Source organism: Nocardioides sp. SYSU D00038 (genome assembly GCF_016924665.1).
Lineage (GTDB): Bacteria > Actinomycetota > Actinomycetes > Propionibacteriales > Nocardioidaceae > Nocardioides.
The window spans coordinates 54,132-79,092 of the sequence record NZ_JAFFJT010000034.1; the positions used below are offsets into that span (position 1 = coordinate 54,132).

The 24,961-nt window shown below is 72.4% G+C and carries 20 protein-coding genes, 1 tRNA gene and 1 pseudogene; 7 read left to right on the plus strand and 15 right to left on the minus strand.

From position 1 onward, the window contains the following. Window positions 1-50: 50 nt before the first annotated feature. From JT721_RS19540 to JT721_RS19555, 4 genes are read right to left on the minus strand one after another with little or no spacing between them, the layout of a single operon-like run. A complete protein-coding gene (locus tag JT721_RS19540) occupies window positions 51-1,223 on the minus strand; it encodes a bifunctional RNase H/acid phosphatase (protein WP_205475103.1) in 1,173 nt (390 codons plus the stop codon). Continuing rightward, a complete protein-coding gene (locus JT721_RS19545) occupies window positions 1,220-2,005 on the minus strand; it encodes a C4-type zinc ribbon domain-containing protein (protein WP_307828157.1) in 786 nt (261 codons plus the stop codon). The genes JT721_RS19540 and JT721_RS19545 overlap by 4 nt, the downstream gene beginning before the upstream one ends. Continuing rightward, on the minus strand, window positions 1,987-3,105 hold the full coding sequence (locus JT721_RS19550; protein WP_205475104.1) for a Nif3-like dinuclear metal center hexameric protein: 1,119 nt from the start codon (window positions 3,103-3,105) through the stop codon (window positions 1,987-1,989). The genes JT721_RS19545 and JT721_RS19550 overlap by 19 nt, the downstream gene beginning before the upstream one ends. An 11-nt stretch (window positions 3,106-3,116) precedes the next feature. Further along, window positions 3,117-4,664: an AMP-binding protein gene (locus tag JT721_RS19555; protein ID WP_205475105.1), complete on the minus strand. Its 1,548-nt coding sequence runs from the start codon at window positions 4,662-4,664 to the stop codon at window positions 3,117-3,119. A gap of 137 nt (window positions 4,665-4,801) precedes the next feature. On the opposite strand from JT721_RS19555, the gene JT721_RS19560 reads away from it, so the two are divergent. From JT721_RS19560 to JT721_RS19575, 5 genes and pseudogenes are all read left to right on the plus strand, one after another. Further along, the gene (locus tag JT721_RS19560) at window positions 4,802-5,182 is read left to right on the plus strand and encodes a hypothetical protein (protein ID WP_205475106.1); all 381 of its coding nucleotides are present in this window, start codon (window positions 4,802-4,804) and stop codon (window positions 5,180-5,182) included. Between the two features lie 49 nt (window positions 5,183-5,231). Continuing rightward, on the plus strand, window positions 5,232-6,653 hold the full coding sequence (locus tag JT721_RS19565) for a HAMP domain-containing sensor histidine kinase (protein WP_307828158.1): 1,422 nt from the start codon (window positions 5,232-5,234) through the stop codon (window positions 6,651-6,653). Beyond that, window positions 6,638-7,306, plus strand: a complete 669-nt coding sequence (locus JT721_RS19570) for a response regulator transcription factor (protein ID WP_205475108.1) — start codon at window positions 6,638-6,640, stop codon at window positions 7,304-7,306. The genes JT721_RS19565 and JT721_RS19570 overlap by 16 nt, the downstream gene beginning before the upstream one ends. An 807-nt stretch (window positions 7,307-8,113) precedes the next feature. Continuing rightward, window positions 8,114-8,212, plus strand: a pseudogene (locus JT721_RS21940) (DUF2510 domain-containing protein); the annotation flags it as partial. 69 nt (window positions 8,213-8,281) lie between these two features. Then, entirely contained in the window at window positions 8,282-8,848 is a 567-nt protein-coding gene (locus tag JT721_RS19575; RefSeq protein WP_240341113.1) for an OB-fold putative lipoprotein, read from the plus strand. A gap of 1,018 nt (window positions 8,849-9,866) precedes the next feature. Here the strand turns inward: JT721_RS19575 and JT721_RS19580 are convergent. The 6 genes from JT721_RS19580 to JT721_RS19605 all read right to left on the minus strand — a co-directional run bounded on the left by JT721_RS19580 (window position 9,867) and on the right by JT721_RS19605 (window position 17,329). Further along, on the minus strand, window positions 9,867-10,748 hold the full coding sequence (locus JT721_RS19580) for a serine/threonine-protein kinase (protein ID WP_205475110.1): 882 nt from the start codon (window positions 10,746-10,748) through the stop codon (window positions 9,867-9,869). 28 nt (window positions 10,749-10,776) lie between these two features. Next, a complete protein-coding gene (locus tag JT721_RS19585; protein WP_205475111.1) occupies window positions 10,777-11,193 on the minus strand; it encodes a hypothetical protein in 417 nt (138 codons plus the stop codon). Window positions 11,194-11,285: 92 nt separating this feature from the next. Next, on the minus strand, window positions 11,286-12,212 hold the full coding sequence (locus tag JT721_RS19590) for a lysophospholipid acyltransferase family protein (RefSeq protein WP_205475112.1): 927 nt from the start codon (window positions 12,210-12,212) through the stop codon (window positions 11,286-11,288). Continuing rightward, window positions 12,209-13,789 carry a lactate racemase domain-containing protein gene (locus JT721_RS19595; RefSeq protein ID WP_205475113.1) on the minus strand — a complete coding sequence of 527 codons (1,581 nt, stop codon included), beginning with the start codon at window positions 13,787-13,789 and terminating at the stop codon, window positions 12,209-12,211. The genes JT721_RS19590 and JT721_RS19595 overlap by 4 nt, the downstream gene beginning before the upstream one ends. A 58-nt stretch (window positions 13,790-13,847) precedes the next feature. Continuing rightward, the gene (locus tag JT721_RS19600; protein WP_307828159.1) at window positions 13,848-15,050 is read right to left on the minus strand and encodes a zinc-binding dehydrogenase; all 1,203 of its coding nucleotides are present in this window, start codon (window positions 15,048-15,050) and stop codon (window positions 13,848-13,850) included. Next, the gene (locus JT721_RS19605) at window positions 15,047-17,329 is read right to left on the minus strand and encodes an HAD-IB family phosphatase (protein ID WP_205475114.1); all 2,283 of its coding nucleotides are present in this window, start codon (window positions 17,327-17,329) and stop codon (window positions 15,047-15,049) included. Before JT721_RS19605 ends, JT721_RS19600 begins: the two co-directional genes overlap by 4 nt. Before the next feature lie 119 nt (window positions 17,330-17,448). Here JT721_RS19605 and JT721_RS19610 point away from each other — a divergent pair, with 119 nt between their 5' ends. Beyond that, complete coding sequence (locus tag JT721_RS19610; RefSeq protein WP_205475115.1) at window positions 17,449-17,976, plus strand: hypothetical protein; 528 nt, start codon at window positions 17,449-17,451, stop codon at window positions 17,974-17,976. Between the two features lie 18 nt (window positions 17,977-17,994). Here JT721_RS19610 and JT721_RS19615 read toward each other — a convergent pair. The 4 genes from JT721_RS19615 to JT721_RS19630 all read right to left on the minus strand — a co-directional run bounded on the left by JT721_RS19615 (window position 17,995) and on the right by JT721_RS19630 (window position 20,822). Beyond that, a tRNA-Val gene (locus tag JT721_RS19615) sits at window positions 17,995-18,066 on the minus strand. A 176-nt stretch (window positions 18,067-18,242) separates the two neighbouring features. Beyond that, window positions 18,243-18,719 carry a peroxiredoxin gene (locus JT721_RS19620; protein WP_307828160.1) on the minus strand — a complete coding sequence of 159 codons (477 nt, stop codon included), beginning with the start codon at window positions 18,717-18,719 and terminating at the stop codon, window positions 18,243-18,245. After that, complete coding sequence (locus JT721_RS19625) at window positions 18,716-20,380, minus strand: AMP-binding protein (protein ID WP_205475116.1); 1,665 nt, start codon at window positions 20,378-20,380, stop codon at window positions 18,716-18,718. The genes JT721_RS19620 and JT721_RS19625 overlap by 4 nt, the downstream gene beginning before the upstream one ends. 1 nt (window position 20,381) lies before the next feature. Next, window positions 20,382-20,822 (minus strand): DUF3052 domain-containing protein, encoded by a 441-nt coding sequence (locus tag JT721_RS19630; RefSeq protein ID WP_205475117.1) that lies wholly within the window; start codon window positions 20,820-20,822, stop codon window positions 20,382-20,384. A gap of 229 nt (window positions 20,823-21,051) precedes the next feature. Here JT721_RS19630 and aceE point away from each other — a divergent pair, with 229 nt between their 5' ends. Next, window positions 21,052-23,772 carry a pyruvate dehydrogenase (acetyl-transferring), homodimeric type gene (gene aceE, locus JT721_RS19635; protein WP_307828165.1) on the plus strand — a complete coding sequence of 907 codons (2,721 nt, stop codon included), beginning with the start codon at window positions 21,052-21,054 and terminating at the stop codon, window positions 23,770-23,772. A 78-nt stretch (window positions 23,773-23,850) separates the two neighbouring features. On the opposite strand, the gene JT721_RS19640 is transcribed toward aceE, so the two are convergent. After that, complete coding sequence (locus JT721_RS19640; RefSeq protein WP_307828161.1) at window positions 23,851-24,813, minus strand: alpha/beta fold hydrolase; 963 nt, start codon at window positions 24,811-24,813, stop codon at window positions 23,851-23,853. Between the last annotated feature and the right edge of the window lie 148 nt (window positions 24,814-24,961).

A 24,961-nucleotide genomic window follows, 5' to 3' on the forward strand; every position in this document is an offset into this window, starting at 1 on the left:
GCGTTGGCCGTCACCAGTGGCCGTCACCAGTTGGCCGTCACCAGTGGCCGTCACCAGCGGCTGGCGGAGGCGTCCAGCTCGTCGCGCCCGGGCGGCAACGAGTTGAAGAGGCGCAACGACGCCCGCCGGCCCCGCTCGGGGTCGGGGAAGTACTCCAGCACCGTGACCGAGGCCGGGGTGAGCTCCATGTGGAACACCGACTCGAGCGGGGCGCCCAGCGCGGCGGCGACCAGGGTCTTGATCGGTGTGACGTGACTGACCACCACCACCGTGCGCCCGGCGTGGGCCTCCAGCACCCGCTCCAGGCCGGCCAGCACCCGGGCCTCGACGGTGCGGAACGACTCCCCGCCCTCGGGCGCGGTGTCGAGCGAGCCGAGCCACCCCTCGAGCCCCTGCGGGTCGCGCTCGGCGACCTCGGCGAAGGTCAGGCCGTCCCACCGGCCGAACTCCATCTCGGCGAAGCCGTCCTCGGTCTCCAGCGGCGCCCCCAACCGCTCGGCCAGGATCTCCGCCGACTCGCGGGTGCGCCGCACCGGTGATGCCACCACGGCGTCGACCCGGTCGGCCATCGGCGCCAGCCACTCGCCGACCTCGCGCACCTGGGCCCGGCCCTCATCGCTCAGCCCCGGGTTGTCGCCGCCGAGCCCGCCGGAGAACCGCTTGGCGGAGGTGTGCGCCGTGACCCCGTGGCGTACGACGACCAGCGTGGTGGGGCTGCCGGCGCCGGCGGCCCAGCCGCGGGCCGGGGCCGACGCCGCCTCGGCGGCCGACTCCGGCTCGTCGACCTCGGGCTCCGCCGCGGGGACGGTGACCCCCGAGCGAGTGCCGTCCAGGGCCTCGTTGGCGAGCCGGTCGGCGTGGGAGTTCTGCGCGCGCGGCACCCAGGTCCACGTGGTGCCGGGCGGCACGAGGTCGCCGGCCTCGGCGGCCAGCGCCTGCATGTCGGGGTGCTTGATCCGCCAACGGCCGGCCATCTGCTCGACGACGAGCTTGGAGTCCATCCGCACCTCGACCGTCGCCCCGGGAGCGTGCTCGGCGGCCAGGCGCAGCCCGGCGATCAACCCCGAGTACTCCGCGACGTTGTTGCTCGCGACACCGATGGTCGCGCCGTCCTCGGCCAGCACCGCACCGGTGGCGGCGTCGCGCAGCACGGCGCCGTAGGCGGCCGGGCCGGGGTTGCCGCGCGACCCGCCGTCGGCCTCGACGACGACGGCGTCGGTCACAGCCCGGACTCGGCGGTGCGCACCAGGATGCGCTGGCACTCCTCGCAGCGCACGACGGTGTCCTCGGGCGAGGACCGGATCACCTGGAGCTCGGCGTTGTCGAGGGTGAGCCGGCAGCCGCCGCACTGGCGGGCGCGCAGCTCGGCGGCCCCGACGCCCTTCTGCTCGCGGAGCCGCTCGTAGAGCGCCAGGAGGTCGGCCGGCAGCTCGGCGGCCAGCGGCGCACGCTCGCCGGCGACCCGCTCCAGCTCGCGGTCGAGCGCGGCGGTGCGCTCGTCGCGCGAGGCGGTGAGCTCGGCCAGCCGCTCGTCGGCGGCGGCGACCTGCTCGGCGTGGGAGGCGAGGTCCTTCTCGGCGTCCTCGAGCCGGGCCATCACCTCGAGCTCGTCGTCCTCGAGGGAGGTGATCCGCCGCTGCAGCGACTGGAGCTCGCCCTGCATCCGCTCGAGGTCCTTGGGGTTGGTGATCAGCCCCTGGTCCATCCGCTGCTGGTCGCGGGTGCGGCGGGCCTTGACCTGCTCGACGTCGGCGTCGAGCTTGACCTGCTCGACCTTGAGGTCGTCGACGACGACCTGGGCGTCTCGGCGCCGGTCGTCGTGCTCGGCGCGGGTCGTGGTGAGCGCCGCGATCTCGGCGAGCTCGGGCAGGGTGGCGCGCTGGTGGCGCAGCTGGTCGGCCTGCGAGTCCAGGGCCTGCAGGTCGAGCAGGCGCAGCTGGGCGGACGGGTCGGCTTTCAGGGGGTGCTCCTCGTGCTGGTGGTCGGTCAGGCGCGGAAGGTCCACGGGTCGGTGCACCTCGTGCTCACGCGGGTCTCCACCGTATCGCTCCACGACTCCGCGAGCCGCCGCGCGACCACGGGCAGCCAGGTCCACTCGGCGGCCCAGTGGGCGACGTCGACCAGGGCCGGACCGTCGTGCTCGCGGAACTCCGCGGCGGGGTGGTGGCGCAGGTCGCTGGTGACGTAGACGTCGGCGTCGGTGCGACGCACCGCGTCGAGCAGGAAGTCGCCCGCGCCGCCGCACAGGGCCACCCGCCGCACCGGGCGGTCGGGGTCGCCCGAGACCCGGACGCCGTGCGCGGTCTCGGGCAGCCGCTCGGCCACCAGCGCGGCGAAGCCGGCCAGCGTGGTCTCGGCGACCTCACCGATCCTGCCGGTGCCGGTGACCGAGGCGCCGGGGTCGGCGAGCTCGACGACGTCGTACGCCGGCTCCTCGTAGGGGTGGACGGCCAGCAGGGCGCGCACCACCTCGGTGCGCCGGGCCCGGGGGGCCACCACCTCGACGCGCACCTCGTCGACGACCTCGATCCGCCCGACCTCCCCGATGGTGGGGTGGGCGCCGGCGAGCGGCCGGAACCGACCCTCCCCGGCGCTGCTGAACGACGCGTGGTCGTAGTCGCCGATCCGCCCGGCGCCGGCCGCGGCGAGCGCCGACCGCACCGCCCCGGCGTCGGCGGTCGGCACGAAGGTGACGACCTTGTCGAGCGGGTCCGCGGGCGCCGGAAGCAGCGGCGCCTGGTCGGTGAGGCCGAGCGCCGTGGCCATCGCCTCGGAGACCCCACCGACCGCCTGGTCGGCGTTGGTGTGGGCGGTCAGCAGCGCGCAGCCGGCGCCGGCCAGCGTCGTGAGGGTGCGCCCCTTGGGGGTGGTGGGGGCGAAGCCGTGCACGGGCTTGAGGAACAGCGGGTGGTGCACGACGAGCAGGTCGGCACCCCAGGCCACAGCCTCCTCGGCGACCTCGGGCGCGGGGTCGACGGCGAACATCACCCGGCGCACCGCGGCGGACGGGTCTCCCCAGACCAGACCGACGGCGTCCCACGACTCGGCGGTGCCGGGCGGGTACCACGAGTGGAGCAGGTCGACGGCGTCGCTCAGGCTGTGCACGGGCGTCGACACTAGTTGACCTGGCGGTCGCGGCCCTCCCAGTACGGCGCCCGCAGCTTGAACTTCTGGAGCTTGCCGGTCGCGGTGCGCGCCAGCTCGTCGCGGAACTCGACCGAGGTGGGCGCCTTGTAGCCCGCAGCCCGCTCCTTGCACCACGCGACCAGCTCGGCCTCGGTGGCCTCCTTGCCCTGCTCGAGTACGACCAGGGCCTTGATCGTCTCGCCCCACTTCTCGTCCGGCACCCCGATCACCGCGACCTCCGCGACCGCCGGGTGCGAGAACAGCACGTCCTCGACCTCGATCGACGACACGTTCTCGCCGCCGGTGATGATCACGTCCTTCTTGCGGTCGCTGATCGTGAGGTAGCCGTCGTCACCGAGGGCGCCGCCGTCGCCGGTGTGGAACCAGCCGTCGCGCAGCGCGGTGGCGCTCTCCTCGGGCTGGTCCCAGTAGCCCTCGAGCACCACGTTGGAGCGGGCCAGCACCTCACCCTCGTTGTCGGGCTCCTCGGAGATCGCGAGCCGGACGCCGAGGGCCGGGGCGCCCGCCCGAGTCAGCAGGCCGGCCCGCTCCTCGGCGTCCAGACCGTCCCACTCCTGCCGGGCCCGGTTGATGGTCAGCAGCGGCGAGGTCTCGGTGAGGCCGTAGATCTGGATGAACTCCCAGCCGAGCTCCGCCTCGACCCGGGCCACCGTCTTCGTCGGCGGCGGGGCGCCGGCCATGATGATCCGCACCCGGTCGCGCCCGGGGATCTCGCCCTCCCACGACTGCGCAGCCTCGAGCACCGCGGCCGCCACGGCCGGCGCCGCGCACATCACGGTCACCCCGTGGTCGCGCACCCGGCGCAGCACCTCGGCGCCGTCGATCTTCCGCAGCACCACCTGCGGCACGCCCAGGCCGGTCATCGCGAACGGCATCCCCCACCCGTTGGCGTGGAACATCGGCAGCGTGTGCAGGTAGACGTCGCGATCGGTGACCCCGGCGTGCATCGCGAAGGTGACGGCGTTGACCCAGATGTTGCGGTGGGTGATCTGCACGCCCTTGGGGCGGGCCGTCGTCCCCGAGGTGTAGTTGATGCACGCCGTGGCGTTCTCGTCGGGCTCCCACGCCCGCGGCTCGGCGTCCGCGGCGGCGTAGAGCTCAGTGTCGTCGTCGCCCAGCACGAAGGTGTGCTCCGCGCGCACGTCGGCCAGCGACTCGCGCAGCTCGGGGTCGACGAGCAGCACCCGGGCGCCGGAGTGCTCGACGATGTAGCGCACCTCGTCGGGGCGCAGCCGGAAGTTCACCGGCACCAGCACCCGGCCCCAGCCCGAGACGCCGAAGAACGACGTCAGCAGCCGCGCGCTGTTGTGGCTGACGATCGCGACCCGCTCCCCCGGCGCGATGCCGAGGTCGTCGAGCCGGGCGGCCTGGCGGCGGGCGAGGGCGCCCACCTCGGCGTAGGTGAGCGCCCCGAGGGACGGCGCCGGCTGGTCGGGCTCGTCGACCACGCCGGGCCGGTCGGCGTAGACCTGGACGGCCCGGTCGAGAAAGTCGGACACGCTGAACGGGACGATCACGCTGCCTCCTGGTCTCCTCGCACGGTGACCTGCGCCACTCTAGTGACGCGGAGGTCGGCCCCGGGCTGGTCGCCGGATGAGGAACCTCTCATCGGTGCCTCACCCTCCACCCACGATCAGGCAGGATCGTGCTCGTCATGCGCACGATGTGGAAGGTCCTGCTCGCCCTCGGGGTGGTGCTGCCCATGGGGGCGTTCGTCGCGGGGTCGCTGGTCGCGTCCGCCGCCGACGACCCGGCCCGGCGCGAGCCGATCATCCTCGACGCCCCGGCGACGTCGTCGCCCGGTCCGACGTCCGGCCCGACGTCCGGCCCGACGCCTAGCCGCTCGCCCAGCCGGTCGCCGGACGGCAACGACGACGGCAACGACGAGCGGGACGACGACGGGGACGACGACGGCATAGAGGAGGTCCGTCCCCAGCCGGGCGACGTCCGCGGCGGCCACGGCGGCGACGACGACCGGGATGATCGGGACGACCGCGACGACAGCCGCGACGACGACGGGGACGACGACGACTGACGCCGCCCCGCCACGCACGGACGCCCGGCTGCGCAGGCCGGGCGTCTCGGTGCGCACGCGCATCACCACCACGCTCGCCGTGCTCGTCGCCACCGCGCTGGCCGGCGCCGGCCTGATCGTCTACGCCATCGAGAGCCAGCGGCTGGTCGACCAGAGCGTGCGCGAGATCGAGCAGGAGCTCGACGAGTTCGCGGTGCTGCAGCAGGAGGAGTCGTTCACCTCCGTCGAGGCGCTGCTGCGGGGCTTCCTGACCCGCAACGTCCCCGACGACGACGAGCTCCTCGTCGGCTGGATCGGCGACGGGTCCGAGAAGGTCGCCTTCCCCAGCGACGACCCCCTGCTCGGGGACCCGGCGTTCGACGACGCCGTCGGCCCGCTCGTGGCCGAGGGCGGGTCGACCCGGCTCACCACCGACCCCGGCGGCGAGCACCTGGTCACCGTGCAGGCCGTGAGCCTGCGCGACGGCGACGAGACCGGGGCCTTGGTCGTGGTGGTGCACACCGACGAGGACCGCGAGGAGCTGCTCGACACGATGCGCACCTACGCGGTCGTCGCCGCGCTCTCGCTGCTGCTGATCACGGCGATCGCGGCGTGGCAGTCGGGGCGGCTGCTGGCGCCGCTGCGGGCGCTGCGCGAGACCGCCGACGAGATCACCGAGACCGACCTGTCGCTGCGGCTGCCGGTCACCGGCAACGACGACATCACCGCCCTGACCCGCACCGTCAACGGCATGCTCGACCGGCTGGAACTGGCGTTCGTCGGCCAGCGGCAGTTCCTCGACGACGCCGGGCACGAGCTCAAGACCCCGCTGACCGTGCTGCGCGGCCACCTCGAGCTGCTCGACGCCGCCAGCCCGGCGGAGGTCGACCAGACCCGGGCGCTGCTGCTCGACGAGGTCGACCGGATGGCCCGCCTGGTCGGCGACCTGATCCTGCTCGCCAAGAGCGACCGGCCCGACTTCGTCACCCCCGCCCCCACCCCCCTGACCGAGCTCACCGTCGAGGTGCTCGCCAAGGCTCGCGCGCTGGGTCCGCGGGCGTGGACGCTCGACGGCGCCGCCGACGTCGTCGTACGCCTCGACGAGCAGCGGATCACCCAGGCTCTCCTCCAGCTGGCCGACAACGCCGTCAAGCACACCCACGAGGGCGACGTGGTCGCCGTCGGCTCGTCGTACGACGAGGGACCGGACGGCGGCTGGGTGCGGCTCTGGGTGCGCGACACCGGCCCGGGCATCGCGGCCGCCGACCGCGAGCTGGTCTTCGAGCGCTTCGGGCGCAGCCGCACCAGCCCCGACGACGAGGGGTTCGGCCTCGGGCTGTCGATCGTCGCCGCGATCGCCACCGCCCACCACGGCACGGTGCACGTCGAGGACGCCGAGCCGCACGGCGCGAGGGTCGTGCTCACCCTGCCCGCCACCCGCACCGACGTACCCGCTCCCGCTGCCGAGGAGGACCCGTGGCCCGCATCCTGATCGTCGAGGACGAGGAGCGGATCGCCTCCTTCGTCGCCAAGGGCCTGCGCGCCGAGGGCCACACCGCCACCGTCGTCGCCGACGGGCGGGTCGGCCTCGACGAGGCGCTGGGCGGCGGCTTCGACCTGATGGTGCTCGACATCGGGCTGCCGTCGCTCGACGGGTTCTCGGTGCTCGACCAGCTGCGCTCGCAGGGCTCCCGGATGCCGGTGATCGTGCTGACCGCCCGCGACTCGGTCACCGACACCGTCTCCGCGCTGGAGGGCGGCGCCGACGACTACATGCCCAAGCCGTTCCGGTTCGCCGAGCTGATCGCGCGCATCCACCTGCGGCTGCGCCAGCAGGCCGACGCCGGCACCGAGCGTCCCGATGCCCTCGAGGCCGCCGGCGTCCGCCTCGACCTCCGCACCCGCCGCGCCACCGTCGACGCCCGCGAGGTGGACCTGTCGGCCCGCGAGTTCGCCCTCGCCGAGATCTTCATGCGCAACGCCGGCCAGGTGCTCTCGCGCGAGCAGCTGCTCGACCAGGTCTGGGGCTTCGACTTCGACCCCGGCTCCAACGTGGTCGACGTCTACGTCGGCTACCTGCGTCGCAAGTTCGGCTCGGCCACCATCGCCACCGTGCGGGGGATGGGCTACCGGTTCCAGCGATGAGGTCGCCCGCAGGTCCCTAGACTGCCGCACGGTCACGCGATCCGACCCCAAGAGCGGAGGACAGTCATGGGGGGCTTACGGCTCCTTGTCGCTGGGGCAGTTGCTCTGGGCGCTCTCGGGTGCTCGGCCGACGACAGCGGGCCGGCCCCGGCGTCGGGGACCGGGCCTGGGAACGGGACCGGGACCGGGACCGGATCACCCGAATCCTCGGTGCCGACATCGCGTGCGACCACGGCCGTCTTCTGCCAGCTGGACAACGTCCCGGCTCGGGCCCGACCCGGCACCACTCCTCGCGCTGCGGCCACGACCGTCGCGCCCGCCGGCACGACCCTGGCGAGGTGGCGCCCTGGTTCCCGCCCCGGACGCCCGCAGTTCTACGCGCTGGACGGCGACCAGGTCACCGCAGCCGTCATCGTCGCAGCACGGGCTCACGGCTGGGTCGTCACCGAGTTCCACGAGTGCACGGGGACGCTCCCGGCCGTCGTCGAGAGACCGGTGCAAGGAGAGCCGCGGAGCACCATAACGCCGTGGTAGGGGCTGAGAGCGCGCGTCCTCATCCGGTGGTGGCGGCGCCGGCAGGAGCAGGTTCGCAACCCGGTGCAGGTGACTGAGGCGTACGTCCGGGTCCCTGCGCGCTTCACCGTTTCCGTGTATTCGATTAATGACACGAATGAACCATTTAATTGGCCCATTTGAACCATTCGCGTGACAACGCGCTTTGCGTCATTCATTGTGGCGTCACACGGATCGAGCAGCGCGCACCTTGGTCTGTACCCGAATCGGCGCGGACTACGGGGAGACACTGCCATGAGCAACCCACCTGGCTGGTATCCGGACAACACCGACCCGACCCGCTTGCGGTACTGGGACGGCAACGCTTGGACGGAGCACACGGCTCCGTCCGGTCCGTCGCCCGCTGGTCCGGTCGGGGCGACCCCCACGCCGTCGACCCCGGGCAAGCAAGGCAATTGGTTCATGCGCCACAAGATCATGACGGCCGTTCTTGCCGTCGTCCTGATCGCGGTCATCGCTGGCGCAGTAGGGGGTGGCGGTTCGGACGAGGACGCTAGCAACACGGCTAGTGATGACTCCTCCACAACGACCGAGTCCAGCCCAGAGCCGAAGGCTGAGCCGACCCAGGAAGCCACCAAGGAGCCGGAGCCGGAGCCGGAGCCGGAGCCGGAGCCCGAGCCGGAACCCGAGCCGGAGCCGGAGCCCAAGGTCATCAAGGTCGCTGCAGGGAAGATCCTTCAGGAGTTCGAAGCCAACGAGGCTGCGGCCGATCTGAAATACGGCGATCACCAGCTTCTCGAGGTCACGGGCTTCGTCAGCAAAGTCGACACCGAAATTTTCCACGAGGACCGGTACATCATTCGAGTCGCCGGACCGGACTACGAGTACGCCTTCGCGACCATCAACTGCGACGGCCAATCAGCCAAAGACGTGGCCAAAATCAAGGTTGGGCAAAAGATCACAGTCGGCGGTGACTTCCAGGACGGTGGCGACCTCGGGATCGAACTCGGCGGCTGTCACGTCGTCTAGCCTGGCGCGTCGTCGGGTCCGCTGGTGGTAGCCAATGTTGCTGGCTTGGAGCACGACGTGTGTTCTCGGCAGTCACGACGGTGATCGCGACTCGTTTGCCCAAGCGCTGACCGCGTTGCGCGTCGTCGCCGGGCTCGACGTGAACATCTGACGGGGGCGATGTCGTCCACTGAGGCGTCGTGGCCGGTACGGGTCCGGTAGAACACCATGGGTTCGACGACTTGCGGCTTCGTCGCCCCGGTCCGGTGACCGACGAACTTGGGGCGAGCAACCACCCTCGGCCAAAGCGGCCGGCCCATCGCCGACCCAGCGCTCGTTGACGTCGAGGTGCGCCGACCCGGCGTCAATTGACGCCGGCTCGGCGAAACCTGGGCTGCCCGCGGTGGTTGCGGGAGGCGTTCGTCTCACCGGGTTTCGAGACACGACTTCGTCGTTCCTCAACCAGCGCGCGGTGGTTGAGGAAGTCGCGCTAGCGACTGTCTCGAAACCCCCCGCCGTCCGAACGCCCTCCCGTAACCATGGGATGAGCGTTGGGGTATCGCCGACCCGGCGCTTGTCGACGCCGTGGTGCGCCGAGCCGTCGTTAATTGACGACGGCTCGGCGAGACCTGGGTCGCCCGCGGTGGTTGCGGGAGGACGGTCGTCTCACCGGGTTTCGAGACACGACTTCGTCGTTCCTCAACCAGCGCGACGGAGGCGTTCGTCTCGCCGGGTACGAGTGAAGGACTTCGTCCTTCCTCGACCAACGAGGGCACAAGCCCGCGTAGTGCTGGCGGCGCGAGCTTGCGAGTGCCGGCAGTGCGCCGTCACACCTGGTCGCGAGAGGCTCGGGGTCAGGGGCGCGAAGCGCCGAAGGGAACCCTTGACGCCGAGACCCGACCAGGTAAGCGCGCGGGCAACCCGAGTCAGCACCGGAACCACCCAAGCAAGGGAGGGCGTTCGTCTCGCCGGGTTTCGAGGCTCGTCGCTAGCGCTCCTCGCACCTCAACCAGCGCCAGTCGCACCCCAGCCGCAAGCGTCAACGCACCTTCCACCCCGCCAGCTGCGGGCGGGGGACCCGGGCGAGGACGGGCTCGAGGGCCTCGGCGACCTCGTGCGGGAGGGGACGGGCCGCGGGGTCCTTGGACAACCCGGCGAGGAGCACCTTGGCCACCTCCGGAGGCGTGCGGTCGGGGAGGTCGTGGGGGTCGTCGGTGAGCTGGGGGAAGCGGCGGCCGCGGTCGGGGTGGTCGGGGTCGCCGTCGTCGAAGGGGCGGTAGCCGGCGACGGCCTCGAAGAGGGTGGCGCACAGCCCCCAGACGTCGCTGGCCGGGCCGGGCACGCCGTACGGGCCGCCCGGGTGGGCCTGCTCGGGCGCGAGGTAGAAGTCGGTGCCGATCTCGACCTCGAGGGCAGCGGCCGCGTCGACGGTGCGGGCGACCGAGAGATCGATCAGGCGGGCCGGTGCGCCCATGATGACGTTGCTGGGCTTGACGTCGAGGTGCACCCAGCCGAGGCGGCGCAGGTAGTGCAGGGCGCTGGCGATCTCGATGGCGAGCGGCAGGTACTGCTGCTCCTGGAGCGGACCGTAGCGGCGCACCAGCGACGACAATCGGGGCCCGTCGATGTGCTCGAGCACGACGTGCGGCCGCTCGCCCTCGAGCTCGTGCCGCAGGCCGCGCACCACCACCGGGTGGTTGACCGCGGCCAGCGCCGACACCTCCCGCCGCAGCCCACGGAGGCTGGCGGCGTCCGCGACCTGCGCGGGCCGGACCACCTTGACCACCACGGGGGCGTAGGTGATCTCGTCGAACGCCAGGTACGCCTCGTACGACGACCCGCCGCCCAGCAGCTTCACCGCCGTCAGGTCGGGCGTGATCGGGTCGCCCTCGGCGAGGTCCCAGGTGTCGGTGCTGCCCATCGGTCAACCTTCCCGGTGCGCGTCGCGGTCAGCGACGGGTGTCGTTGCGCGACTTGTCGTTGGTGGAGTTGGCCGACCAGTCCCGCTTCTTCTTGCCGGGCCCGTCGTTGGTCCAGTCGCGGGTCTTGTCGCTGCGGCTGTGGTCGCGGTCGCGGGAGACCTTGGTGGACCGGCTGTTGGTGTGGTCACGCGTCGACCGGCTCGACCCCGTGTTGGTGTTGCCGTTGGTGCGGGTGCCGTTGGTCCGGGTGTCGCGGCTGGCCTGCCGGGCGTTGGTGTCGTCGTCATCGTCGTCGTCGACGGTCACGACCACCTTGGCGCTCTCGTCGTCACGCTTGACGAACGCGTCGTCGCCGGCGAACGCCGCCGGGGTGCCGACGGCGACCAGGCCGGCCGTCACCGAGCCGGCGAGCCCGAGCAGGCCGACGGTCACGATCTTCTTCATGGGAGTTCCTCTCGTCGTGGGGCTGACGAGTGGAACTCTGGCCCGGCGCGGTGAGCCGCCGATGAGCCCCCGATGAGGGGGCTCTCATGTGGTCAGCGGCGCCAGGCCGCGAGCCGGCGCCGGGGGGCGTCGGCGACCGGCGACTCGGTCTGCTCCCAGACCCGCCGCCACTGCGCGACCTGCGGCCCCGACGGGTCCGGCGTGGTGCCGGCGGCCGCCCGCTGCTGCGACTCCCACCAGGTCGTGCGGTCCTCGTCGAGGAGTCCGGCCACGGCCTGCCGGATCCGGGGCGCGAAGTCGCGCACCGACTCCTCCGGGTCGGGCCGCAGCGGCTCGCCGAACCGGATGGTCAGCTGGCGCCGACCGCCGCCCGGCCAGCCCTGGCCGCGCGGCATGGCGGCGAAGGTGCCGCGGTGGGCGACCGGCACGACCGGCACGCCGTACTGGTGCGCCAGGAACGCCGCACCCATCCGGAAGCTGCCCATCCAGCCGTCCTTGGACCGGGTGCCCTCGGGGAAGATCACCAGGCTCCAGCCCTGGTCGAGCACCTCGCCCGGCGTGGTCGCCATCGCGCCGCCGCGGCGGTCGATCGGGAAGGTGTTGAACAGGATCGAGGAGCCGACCGCGCGCCACCACGTGTCGAAGAAGTAGTCGGCCGCCGCCGCCACCGCCGTACGACGGCGCCACTCGGTCGGCAGCGACAGCAGGATCAGCGGCGTGTCGAGGTGCGAGGCGTGGTTGGCCGCGAAGATGACCGGCCCCTCGATGCGCTCGAGCACGTCGAGACCCTCGACGTGTGTGCGCACCTGGGAGCGGAACAGCGGCTCGAGGCCGCCCTTCTGGGCCAGCTCGCGCGCCACCATCGCGGGCTTGCGCCGCGACCACTCGCTGCGAAACACCGGGTTCCGCGCCGGCAGCACGAACTCCTCGGCCGAGCGCGGCACCTGCGAGCGCCGCCCCCAGCGCCAGCCGCGTGCGGTCCGGCGGACGTCGTCGACCGACTCCCTCAGGAAGCTCATCGCACGTGGGCCAGCAGGTGCGGCGGGTTGTGGAGGTAGGTGATCGACGGGTCGGTGCCGACGGTGCCCGACGCCATCTCCAGCGCGTCCTGCAGCGTGGTGGCCGCGCGGAACCCGAGCCGGGCCGCCGCCTTGCGGTCGCCGCCCACCCAGATCACGTCGCCGACGTGGTCCATCGCGTGCGCCGCCCAGTACCACATGTAGAACGGGTGCACGCCGTGGTAGGCGTGCGAGGTGCGGTAGAGGTGGATGTACCACGGGTCGTGGGCGAACTGGGCCTCGTACTTCTCCCCCACCACCGCCGGGTCGGTCGACTCCGCGAGGACCTCCTCGTAGAAGTCGACGTACGACGGGTGGTGCAGCTGGTTGAAGCCCTCGTCGAGCGGGTGGTAGAGGATCACCGCACCGCCCTTCCGGACGACGGGCTGGCCGAGGTAGCTGTTGAAGTAGTAGCCCAGCCCCATGCAGGTCGCGAGGATCGGGTTCATCGACGAGTTGACGTTGTAGGGGCCCAGGTAGGGCACGCCCATCACCAGCACGTCGGACTGCCCCTGCACCTCCACCAGGTGCTGCTCGTGCACCTTCTCGAGCGTCAGCTTGTGCACGCCCTCGACCTCACCGGCGTTGATGCCGGTGAGCCCGTAGACCGAGCGCAGGTCGTGGAACATCTTGTGCTTGAGCCGCGGCGGGGCCAGCGCGAGGCCGCGGCGCATGCCGAGCATCGTCGCCTGGTCCTTGATCGACCACTCCCACTCGCGCTTCTGGAAGAAGTCGTAGGGCTTGGGGAAGACGTTGTTGTCGACCGTGGTCTCGATCTGGAAGATCTTGGTGTGCTCGCGCACCACCGCCCCCATCCGCCAGGCCGAGTGGTGCATCGCGGAGTGCTTGTGGTCCATGAACGACCGCGAGTGCACCATCGTCTTGGCGTTGTGGTGGTGCTTGAGCGACTGGTACGACGCCAGCCCGATCGGCACCGACTTGTGGCCGCCGTCCATCGCCACCAGGTTGATGTTGACGTAGACCAGCAGGTCCGACTCGGCGGCCCGCTTGTTGATCTCGACGTCCTCCCCCTTGTCGGTGGTGCCCATGTGGAGGAGGTTGTCGCGGTCCTCGGCGTCGTGGTTGTAGAGCTTCCCCTGCGGGAAGAACGAGCGGAACACGCGCTCCCCCACGATGTGCTTGAGCTCGGCCGGGGTCATCCGCCGGTGCAGCGCGTTGGCCGCCACGATCTCGACGTCGTCGACGCCGGCCGCGGCCGCCATCGTCAGCACCTGCTCGATGATCAGCTGGCGCAGGTCGGGCCTGCGCATCGACGGCAGCGGCAGCGAGATGTCGTCGAAGGCGATCGTCAGCCGCATGCCGGCGAACAGGAGCTCGGGCAGCGGCTCCATGTCGACGGGGTTGAGCAGCGCGTGCCGGATCGCCTCGTCGACGTCGGGCACGGTCGGGATCGACTCCGGCGGGTAGACGACCCGGGTGCCGAGCGGGAAACTCTCCAGCCGGAACCCCAGGCCCTCGTGGACCACCAGGGGCGGGGTGCGGTCGTCGACCTCGAGCACGAAACCTGGGCGACTCATCGGCGAATCTCTCCTGACGTGTGGATCTGGTGCTGGGCGCCCGCGCGCCGGTCGGCGCTCACGCGGTGCTGCCCGGTGAGAAGGCGACCTTGACGGTGCCGAGGCGGCCGGCCGAGTGGGCGTGGTCGAGCGCCTCGCGCCACCGGTGCAGCGGGTAGCTCGCGACCGACTTGGCGATCTGGACGACCGCGTCGTGCGCGACCAGGTCGGTGGCGGTGTCGAAGGCACTGCGGCCGTGCGGCTCCGACTGCGCGGAGGCGTAGGTGCCGACGACCTCGAGCTCGCGGAACCACGCCGACGACAGGTCCGCCCCCGCGGGCATGCCCGAGAGCACCACCCGCCCGCCGGCACGGGTGGCGTGCAGCGCGGTCTCGAGCGACTGCTTGCTGCCGACCGCGTCGATCGCGACGTCGACGCCGCCGAGGAGGTACGGCGCGGAGAGCTCCGGCTTGAGCTGGAACGCGCCCGTCGTACGACGCACGCGGCGCAGCACCTCGGCCGGGGCGACCACCTCGGTGGCGCCGAGCGCCAGGGCCAGCTCGCGCTGGAGGCCGTGCTTGGCCACGACGATGATCTCGCCGGCCTGGGTCAGCTCGCGCAGCGCCAACGTGGCGAACAGGCCCACCGAGCCGGCGCCGCTCACCAGCACCCGGTCGTTGGGCCGCACACCGGCGCGCAGCGCGGTGTGGACGGCGCACGCGACCGGCTCGATCAGCAGCGCCTGCTCGTCGGAGTAGCCCTCGGGCACGGGGTGCAGCTGGCTTCGGTGGGCCGAGAGCTGCTGGCCCCAGCCGCCGCCGGTGTCCTTGCAGAAGCCGGTCTGGAGGCCGGGCGAGAGGTGGCCGACGGTGATCCGCGAGCAGCGGTTGGTCGCCCCGGTGGCGCAGGCGTCGCAGGGCTCGACGCCGCGGGCGGCGCAGGTCAGCACCGGGTCGATCACGACCCGGGTGCCGGCCGCCAGGTCCTCGCAGTCGTCGAGGAGCTCGGCCACGACCTCGTGGCCGGGCACGAACGGCAGCGAGACCACGGCCGAGAAGTAGAGGCTGGTCCGGCCCGACAGGGCGCCCAGGTCGGAGCCGCAGATGCCGGAGAGCCGGGTGCGCAGCCGGGCCCAGCCCGGCCGGTCGACCACGGGCGGGTCGATCGTCACCAGGCGCAGCGGCGCGGCGTAGCCCGAGAGCAGGCCGGGCATCCGGCTGCCGACCGCCTTGCCCGCCACCGTGCGCGGCAGCGAGCGGAACATCTCCAGGGCGAGGATCACGACCGGCCTCCCGCCACGTCGAGGCGGCGGCTGGCGGCGCTGGGGCTCTGCCAGTCGACGATGTCCCAGTGCGCCTTGCGGGCGTGGCGGAACAGCGTCACGTCCGGCCGGACGGCGACCGGGTTGCCCACCGCCGCCAGCAGCGGCAGGTCGGAGTGGGAGTCGGCGTAGGCGAACGACGCCGCCATGTCGATCCCGTGCGCCGTGGCGTAGGAGCGCATCCAGGCGGCGCGGGACTCGCCGACCAGCGGCGAGGAGGAGAGGTAGCCGGTGCACACGCCCCGGGCGTCGACGGCCAGCTCCGCGGCCTCGATGTGGTCGAAGAGCGGCGCGAGCGGGCGGGTCAGCGGGCGGATGGCGCCGGTGATGAGCACCGTGTGGTGCCCGGCGGCGCGGTGCTCACGGATCCGCCGCACGGCCGCGGGCGAGAGCCGCGACAGCACGTGGTCGGTGAGGTGCTCGTCGGCGATCCGGTCGAGCGAGTCGCGGTCGGCCCCCTCGTACTCGCGGTAGACGGTGCGCAGGAAGGCGCTGCGCTCGCGGCGCTCGGCCTGCACCAGGCTCGGCACCTTGCCGGCGATCCGCCCCAGCTCGGCCGCCTTCTGCGAGCCGGAGAGCTCGCGCAGCCGCATCCACAGGTAGGTCTCGATCACGTTCGACGACAGCAGCGTGCCGTCCATGTCGAAGAACGCCGCGACCGCCGGCCGCTCCTTCGGCACCGCCTTGAGACCGGTGGTCGCCGCCCGGCGGCGCGCGGCCCGCACCTCGTCGAGACGGCGCACCGGGGCGGTGACCGACGGGCAGTGGACCTCCTGGAGGTAGACGTCCCAGTCGATCACCGCCGTGTCGAAGGCGAACGTCGCGCGGTCCTCGGGCGAGAGCCCCTCGAAGAGCGCCAGGGTGTTGGCGTCGTGGAAGCGCAGCTCGGCCTGGGTGTACTCGGCGTAGATGTCGAGGTAGCGGCGCAGGAACTCCAGCCGCCGCCGCTGCAGCTCGAGCTTGCGGGTCCAGCCGCGCACCCGGTCGCCGCGCGGCGCGTGGGTGAGCGCGAAGTCGGCGACCTTGTAGGCCCGCTCCCCCGTAGACAGCAGCCGCTCGACGGCGTGGGCTCCGGGGAAGCGCCACTCGGGCAGCCGGATCGCGCCCTGGTCGCCGGCTCGGAAGGGGTGCTTGTCGAAGTAGGCGCGGACGTTCTCGTACAGCCGGTGGAAGGTCAGCGGCCGCCGGTCGCCCGACGACACGTGGAAGTACGCCGGGAAGCCGACCTCCGGCGGGTGGGCGAGCACCGCGACGATCGCGGAGACCACGTGGTCGACCGGGACGATGTCGACGATCGTGTCGGCGGCGGCCGGGAACTCCGGCAGCTCGCCACGGCCGTAGGCGAGGATCAGCGGCTCGGCCATCTTGAAGCCCTCGATCCAGCCCGGGTGGGGCCGCTCGAGGGCGGACTCGATGATGCTGGGCCGCACGATCGACGCGCGGTTGGTCAGCGCGTGCTCCTCGACCACCCGCTCGCCGAGCGCCTTGGTGAAGGTGTAGCAGTCGGTCCAGCCCAGGCTGCGGGCCCGCTCGGCCCCGGCGGCCACCAGCTCCTTCTTCACCCACGCCTTGCGGGCGTCCTCGGTCGCGTGGGCCGCGGTGAGGGCGCCGGCCCGGCTGTGTGCCTTCTCGGCCCGGCGCCGCTCGGGCACCAGCACGCCGGTGCCGCGGGAGCGGTGCTCGATGGCCTCCCGCTGGGCCAGCCCCCAGGCCAGCTCTGCCTCGAGGTCGACCTCGAGGTCGACCGGGCCCTCGGGGATGCTGCCCCGGCGGCGACCGGCGACGTAGGCGGTGGAGACGTGCACGTAGTGGATGTCGGGCCCGGCCTCGCGCACCCGGGCCAGCAGCTCGCGGGTGCCGACGACGTTGGACCGGAAGCCCTCGTCGACCGGCGGGTCGAAGGAGACGTCGCCCGCGCAGTGGACGACCGAGTCGAGGTCGGTGGGCAGCGCGGGGGTGTCGGCGAGGTCGCCCTCGAGCACGCCGACCCGAGCGGCCATCAGCTCCTCGACGCCGCCCGCCCCCGCGACGACGTCGGCGAAGATCGGCTTCTCCAGCAGCTTGGCGGTGCGGGCGGCCGCGGTGGTCGAGCCCTTGGGTCGCACCAGCACGGTGACCCGGACGTCGGGGACCTCGGTGAGCAGCAGGTGGAGGAGGGCCTCCCCCACGAAGCCCGTCACCCCGGTGAGCAGCACGTGCTGCCCGCTGAGACGAGCGGCGATCCCGTCGCCAGCCGCCATCGTTCCTCCTCCGTGCCCGTGCCCGAGTCCGCGACCAGCACCGTAGTCCACCGGCGGCCCCCGACGCCCCTCGGGCCACGGCTGTCCCGGTGGGCGGCCTGCGGGCCTAGGCTGGCGCGGTGAGCAATCCCGGGTCTCCCCCGCCGGCCCCGCCCGCTCCCCGTCGCGTGGGGGCCGAGACCGGTCCCGGCTGGCGGCTGGTGCTCCAGGGCCTGGCCCTCCTGCTGCTGCTCCCGGGGCCGGCGCTGCTGGTCCTCGGTCTCCTCGGCGACGACGGTCCGCTGGCCGAGGGCCCGGCGTGGCCGGCGCTGGTGGCCGGTCTGCTGATGACGGTGGTGCTGACGCCGTTCGGGCTGGTGGTGCTGGCCGCGGTGCGGCGCTCCCGGCTCGACCACGACCGGCTGCGCCGCTCCGGCGTGCCGGCGACCGCGACGGTGACCGCGGTGCGACCGACGACGATCGGCGACGAGCCCGGCCTCGACCTGACCCTGCTGATCGCGGGCGCCGGGCTGACGACGTTCGAGGCGACCTGCCTGGTCGACGGCACCGATGCCGACCTGGTCGAGGGCACCGTGCTGACCGCGGTCGTCGACCCCTCCGACGGGCTCTTCGACGTCGAGACGGGGCGCCGCAACCCCTTGCTGTGAGGCGGGGCTCGGCTGGGGTGGGCGCAGAGGGGATCGAACCCCCGACCACCTCGTTGTAAGCGAGGTGCTCTACCGCTGAGCTATACGCCCTCGTGAGCGGCCACAGACTAGACGAGCGCGGCCCCGGCGACCCACCGCACCGGTCGGAAATGAAAGAGACGAGCCGCTGGCGTCTCGGGTCACCAGCGGCTCGTCACGGAGAACTGTAGGTGGCCCTTCCCTTCCGGCAAACACCGGTCTGGACCACCTGGTCCGCAGACCGCGGGTCAGCCGACGGCGACCAGCTGGCGCAGGTGCTCGTCGAGGTCGCGCCCGTGGGCGTTCGCGTGGTGCACCGCCCAGCGCACCACGCCCTCGCGGTCGATCACGTACGACGAGCGCCGCGGTGCCCCGGTGCTCTCGTCGAGCACGCCGTAGGCGCGGCTGACCTCGCCGTGCGGCCAGAAGTCGGAGAGCAGCGGGAAGTTCAGGCCGTCGGCGTCGGCGAACGCCCGCAGCGCGAACATCGGGTCGCAGGAGATCGCCAGCACCTCGCTGTCGAAGGTCATGAACTCCGCGAGACGGTCGCGCACGCCGGACATCTCGCCGGTGCAGACCCCGGAGAAGGCGTAGGGGTAGAAGAGGAGCACCACCGACTTGCGGCCGCGGTAGGACGACAGCGTGACGTCCTGGCCGAACTGGTCGCGCAGGGTGAAGTCGGGTGCCGGCACGCCCACCGGCAGGCCCGCGGAGGGTGCGCTCACGCGTCGCCGTCCCCGTCAGCAGCGCCCGCGGTGTCGGTGTCGCTGCCGTCGCCGTCCCGGGCGGCGAGGTCGCGCTTGAGGACCTTGCCGGTGGCGTTGCGGGGCAGCTCGTCGAGCATCACGATCTCCCGGGGCACCTTGTAGCGGGCGAGGTTCTGCTTCACCCAGCCCTTGAGGTCGTCCTCGCTCGGGGAGCTGCCGTTGCGGGCGACCACGAACGCGCGCAGCCGCTTGCCGTAGTCGTCGTCGTCGACGCCGACGGCCGCCACCTCGAGCACGTCCGGGTGGCGGGCCAGGCAGTCCTCGACCTCCTTGGGGAAGACGTTCTCGCCGCCGGAGACGATCATCTCGTCGTCGCGGCCCTCGACGTAGAGCCGGCCGTCGTCGCCGATCCGGCCGACGTCGCCCGAGGACATCAACCCGTCGACGACCTCCTTGTGGCCACCGCCGGTGTAGCCCTCGAAGAGCAGGTTGTTGCCGACGAAGATCCGGCCCGACTCGCCCTGCGGCACCTCGCGTCCCTGGTCGTCGAGCACCTTCACGACCGTGGCCCACGGCGGCCGCCCGGCCGAGGCGGGCGCCTCGCGCAGGTCGCGCGGGTTCGCGATCGAGGCGTACGCGACCTCGGTGGAGCCGTAGATGTTGTAGAGGTTGTCGCCGAAGTGGTCCATCCAGCTCAGCGCCAGGTCGCCGGGGAGCGCCGACCCCGACGCGGCGACGACCTTGAGAGTGGGCAGGTCGTAGCGCGCGAGGACCTCCTCGTCGAGGGCGAGGATCCGCTGCAGCATCACCGGGATCACGACCATCGAGTCGCAGCGCTCGCGCTGGGTCACCTCCAGGGCGGTCTCCGGGTCGAAGCGGCGCCGCAGCACCACGGTCGAGCCGAGCAGCATGGCGAGGGCCAGGTGGGCGAAGCCCCAGGTGTGGAAGAGCGGCGCGACGATGTGGGTGCGCCAGCCGTGGCGCAGCGGCATCCGCGAGAGCAGCGAGATCGCGGCGTCGACGCCCGCCTCCTTGCGCGGCGCGCCCTTGGGAGTGCCGGTGGTGCCCGAGGTCAGGATCACCACGCGGCCGTGGCGCTCGGGCGGGTCGAGGTCGTCGTCCGGGTGGCCGGCGATGAGCGACTCGAGGGTGTCGGCCTCGGTGGGCCCGTCGGTCCAGGCCAGCACCCGGTCGTCGACGTGGGCCTCCTGCAGCAGCTCGGTGAACTCCTCGTCGTGGACGACGACCGCGGGCTGCTCGCGCTCGAGCACGTCGACCAGCTGGGGGCCGGCGAAGGCGGTGTTGAGGTAGAGGACGTCGGCGCCCAGCTTGGCGACCGCTACGCTGGCGTCGACGAAGCCGCGGTGGTTGCGGCACATCACCGCCACCGAGTCGCCCTCGCGCACGCCGCGGTCGGCGAGCGCCCGGGCCAGCGCGTTGGAGCGGCGGTGCAGCTCGCCGAAGGTGAGGGAGCCGAGCTCGTCGACGAGCCCGACCCGGTCGGGGCTGCGCACCGCGAGCGCCGCGAAGCCGCCGGCGGGACCGGTGCCCCAGCTCCTGACCGTGCGCAGCAGCCGCGCGAGCACCACCGGCGAGTACGGCCGGATGATGCCCGACGACGCGAGCACCCTGAGGCCGGTGCCCGCGGACACGGCCCGGGCGGTCAGCTTGTCGAGCACGTCAGGCGGGAGTCTTCGGCGCGATGAGCCGGGTGGCCGACCAGTCCTTGCTCACGGTGGCCGTCGTGGTCTGCGAGAGCCCGGCGATCGGGGCGGCCTCGGCGATGTCGGCGGCGTCGACGGCGTTCGGTCGGCCGACCTTGGGGGTGAGCAGCCAGATCGCGCCGCCCCCGACCAGGTCGGTCAGCGCGTCGACGAGGCCGTCGACGAGGTCGCCGTCGTCCTGGCGCCACCACAGCAGCACGGCGTCGACCACGTTGCCGTAGTCGCCGTCGACCATGTCGGCGTCGATCGCGTCCTCGATCGCGACGCGCAGCTCGTCGTCGGTGTCGTTGTCCCAGCCGAGCTCCTGGACCACCATGCCGGAAGCCAGGCCCAGTCGGGCAGCAGGACCGGCATCGGCCCCTGTCTGGGTGGACCCGCCACCCGCGGTCGAGCTCACTGAGACCTCCAGTCGCCACGGGGCCCGCCGACCGGGCCCTCGATTGCGGAGTAGTCCACCGGAGTTGCGGCGCAGGCGCAACCCTGGGGCGGCGCGACGCCGCTCACGCCCAGCCCGCGGGACTACTCGTGGGTAGATTTGGCGCCGCTCGCGCGCGTGCGACGATGAGGGAGTGACCGAAGAAACATCCTCCACTTCAGGCACGCGCAGCGGTCCTCTTCCCTCGGTCATCCACGAGGGTCTTCCGACGCAGCTTCCCGACATCGATCCCGACGAGACGCACGACTGGCTCGACTCCTTCGATGCACTGGTGAACGAGCGCGGCCGAGAGCGCGCCCGCTACGTGATGCTCCGCCTGCTCGAGCGCGCGAGGGAGACGCAGGTCGGCGTGCCGGCCCTGCGCTCCACCGACTACATCAACACGATCCCGCCGGAGCGGGAGCCGTGGTTCCCCGGCGACGAGGAGGCCGAGCGGCGGATCCGCGCCTTCATCCGGTGGAACGCCGCGGTGATGGTGTCGAGCGCCAACCGCAAGGGCCTGGAGGTCGGCGGTCACATCGCCACCTACCAGTCCTCGGCCAGCCTCTACGAGGTCGGGTTCAACCACTTCTTCCGCGGCAAGGACCACCCCGGCGGCGGCGACCAGGTCTACATCCAGGGCCACGCCTCCCCCGGCATCTACGCCCGGGCGTTCCTCGAGGGCCGGCTCACCGAGGAGCAGCTCTTCCGGTTCCGCCAGGAGGTCCAGCACGGGCCCGGGGCCGGCCTGTCGTCGTACCCCCACCCCCGGCTGATGCCGGAGTTCTGGGAGTTCCCGACCGTCTCGATGGGCCTCACCGGCATCAACTCGATCTACCAGGCCCGGTTCAACCGCTACCTCGCCAACCGCGGCATCAAGGACACCGGCGACCAGCGGGTGTGGGCGTTCCTCGGCGACGGCGAGATGGCCGAGCCCGAGTCGCTCGGCGCGATCCGGATCGCGGCCCGCGAGGAGCTCGACAACCTCACCTGGGTCATCAACTGCAACCTGCAGCAGCTCGACGGCCCGGTCACGGGCAACGGCAAGATCATCCAGGAGCTGGAGGCCAACTTCCGCGGCGCCGGCTGGAACGTGATCAAGGTCGTGTGGGGCCGCGAGTGGGACCCGTTGCTGGCCCGCGACGTCGACGGCGTGCTCGTCAACAAGATGAACACCACCCCCGACGGCGCCTTCCAGACCTACTCCACCGAGGACGGCGGCTACATCCGCGACGCGTTCTTCGGCGGCGACCCGCGGCTGCGGGCGATGGTCGAGCACATGAGCGACTCTCAGATCGAGAAGCTCCCGCGCGGCGGCCACGACTACCGCAAGGTCTACGCGGCGTTCGACTCCGCCACCAAGCACGTCGGCCAGCCCACCGTGATCCTCGCCAAGACGATCAAGGGTTGGACCATCGACGCGCTGGAGGGCAAGAACGCCACCCACCAGATGAAGAAGCTGACCCAGGACGACCTCAAGAAGTTCCGGGACCGCCTCTACCTCCCCATCTCCGACCGCGACCTCGAGCGGTCCTACGAGGAGACCGGCGCCGCGCCGTTCTTCCACCCCGGCGAGGGCGCCCCGGAGATCGCGTACATGAAGGAGCGCCGCTCCGCGCTGGGCGGCTCGCTGCCCCGCCGGGTCGTGCGGTCCAAGCCGCTGACGCTGCCGGGCGACAAGGCGTACGCCGAGCTCAAGCAGGGTTCGGGCAAGAACTCCGTCGCGACCACCATGGCCGTCGTCCGGCTGCTCAAGGACTGGATGCGCGACCCGGAGATCGGCAAGCGGCTGGTCCCGATCGCCCCCGACGAGTACCGCACCTTCGGCATGGACGCGATGTTCCCCAGCGCCAAGGTCTACAACCCGATGGGGCAGCAGTACGAGTCGGTCGACCGCAACATGTTGCTGTCCTACAAGGAGTCGGTCTCGGGCCAGATGCTCCACGAGGGCATCTCCGAGGCCGGCGCGATGGCGTCGGCGACGGCCGCAGGTTCGTCGTACGCCACCCACGGCGAGCCGATGATCCCGTTCTACATCTTCTACTCGATGTTCGGGTTCCAGCGCACCGGCGACTCGATCTGGGCGATGGCCGACCAGCTCTCGCGGGGCTTCCTCATCGGCGCCACCGCCGGTCGCACCACGCTGACCGGTGAGGGCCTGCAGCACGCCGACGGCCACTCGCCGCTGCTCGCCGCGACCAACCCGGCGGTCGTGCACTACGACCCGGCGTTCGCCTACGAGATCGCGCACATCATGCGCAACGGCCTCGAGCGGATGTACGGGGAGAACGCCGAGGACGTCATCTACTACCTCACCGTCTACAACGAGCCGGTCTCCCAGCCGGCCGAGCCGGAGTCGGTCGACGTCGAGGGGATCCTGCGCGGCCTCCACCAGGTCTCCACCGGCGAGGGCGACGGGCCGCGGGTCACGCTGCTCGCCTCCGGCGTCGGCTTCCCGTGGGTGCGCGAGGCCGCGCGCCTGCTGGCCGAGGACTGGGGCGTCCAGGCCGACACCTGGTCGGTCACGTCGTGGAACGAGCTGGCCCGCGACGCCGTCGCCGCCGAGGAGTGGAACCTGCTCCACCCGGGCGAGACGGCCCGCACGGCGTACGTCGAGGACCGACTGGCCGACGCCCCCGGCCCGGTCGTGGCGGTCTCCGACTACATGCGCGCGGTGCCGCTCCAGATCGCGCGCTGGGTCCCGGGCGACTACCACGTGCTCGGTGCGGAGGGCTTCGGCTTCGCCGACACCCGGCCCGCGGCGCGGCGGTTCTTCCACATCGACGCCCAGTCCGTCGTCGTGCAGGCCCTCCAGGCGCTGGCCGACCGCGGCGAGATCGACCGCGCGCTGGTCGAGAAGGCGTTCGCGGAGTACCGCATCGACGACCCCACCGCGGTCGCCGACGTCAAGCAGGAGGGCGGCGACGCCTAGCGTCCCCCGTCCGGACGACGGCCCGCCAGGACTCCTGGCGGGCCGTCCTGCGTCCGGAGCCGGCTGCGGAAGGCCCGGTCAGGCGCTGGCGTCGGTGACCGTGCCGACCGGGCCCACGGGCCCGGCGGGGCCACCCTTGAGCAGGGCCCGCCAGCGGGCCCGCGAGTACGTCGCCGGACGGGTCGTGCGCACGAAGTCGTGGACGATCTCGACGAACCGCTCGGGGTGGTCCTTGTGGGGGAAGTGGCCGGCCCGGGCCAGCACCTCCACCCGCGCCTTGGGCGCGAGCGCGGCGACGTTGCTGGCGTGGCGCACCGGGATGACCATGTCGTCGCGACCCCACACCACGCACATCGGCATCGCCTCGGTGAGGTAGGCGCGGTCGGCCATGGTGACGATCTGGCCCTTCCAGTCGACCACCGCGCTCACCACGTGACGGATCGCCGCCCGGGCCGCGGGGTCGCTGAAGGAGTCGACGATGTGGGCGACCTCCTCGAGGTCGCGGGCGGCCGGCAGCGGCGTGCGGGCCAGCAGCCGCAGCGCGCTGGTCTGGGCGTGCCGGACGCCGGGCAGCGTGAGCACGCCCATCAGCTGGTGGAAGCCAGGAGTGGTCACGGCCCGGATCGCCGGGCTGACCTCCGGCCCCAGCCCACCCGGGGCGACGAGCAGCATCCGCTCGGTGCGCTCCGGGAACTGGTAGGCGAACTGCATCGCGATGCCGCCGCCGAAGCTGTGCCCCACCACGGTCACCTTGTCGATGCCGAGCACGGTGAGCAGGTCGCGCATCCCGTTGGCGTAGCCGCCCACGCTGTAGTCGGCGCGCGGCTTGTCGGAGAGCCCGTGACCGAGCAGGTCCGGCGCGATCACGGTGTGGTGGCGGGCCAGGGCGTCGATCACCGGCTCCCACGTGGTGTGGTCGCAGGCCAGGCCGTGCAGGAGCAGCACGGCGGGGCCGGAGCCGGTCCTGACGAAGGCGCGCCGGTGCCCGTGGATCGTCACGAACTGGACGCCGTGCCCGGTCCCTGCCTCGGTGCCTGTCACCTCAGCCCCCTCCGCCGTGGGTAGGTGCAGGATTCAACCAGACGGACGTGTCCGGCGCGGCACCATGGCGCGGTTCGCCGGCATGTTCCGGCGCGTCCCGCTCGATCGGAGGTCCGGTGACCTCCCGCCCGACCCGCCAAACGCGCGG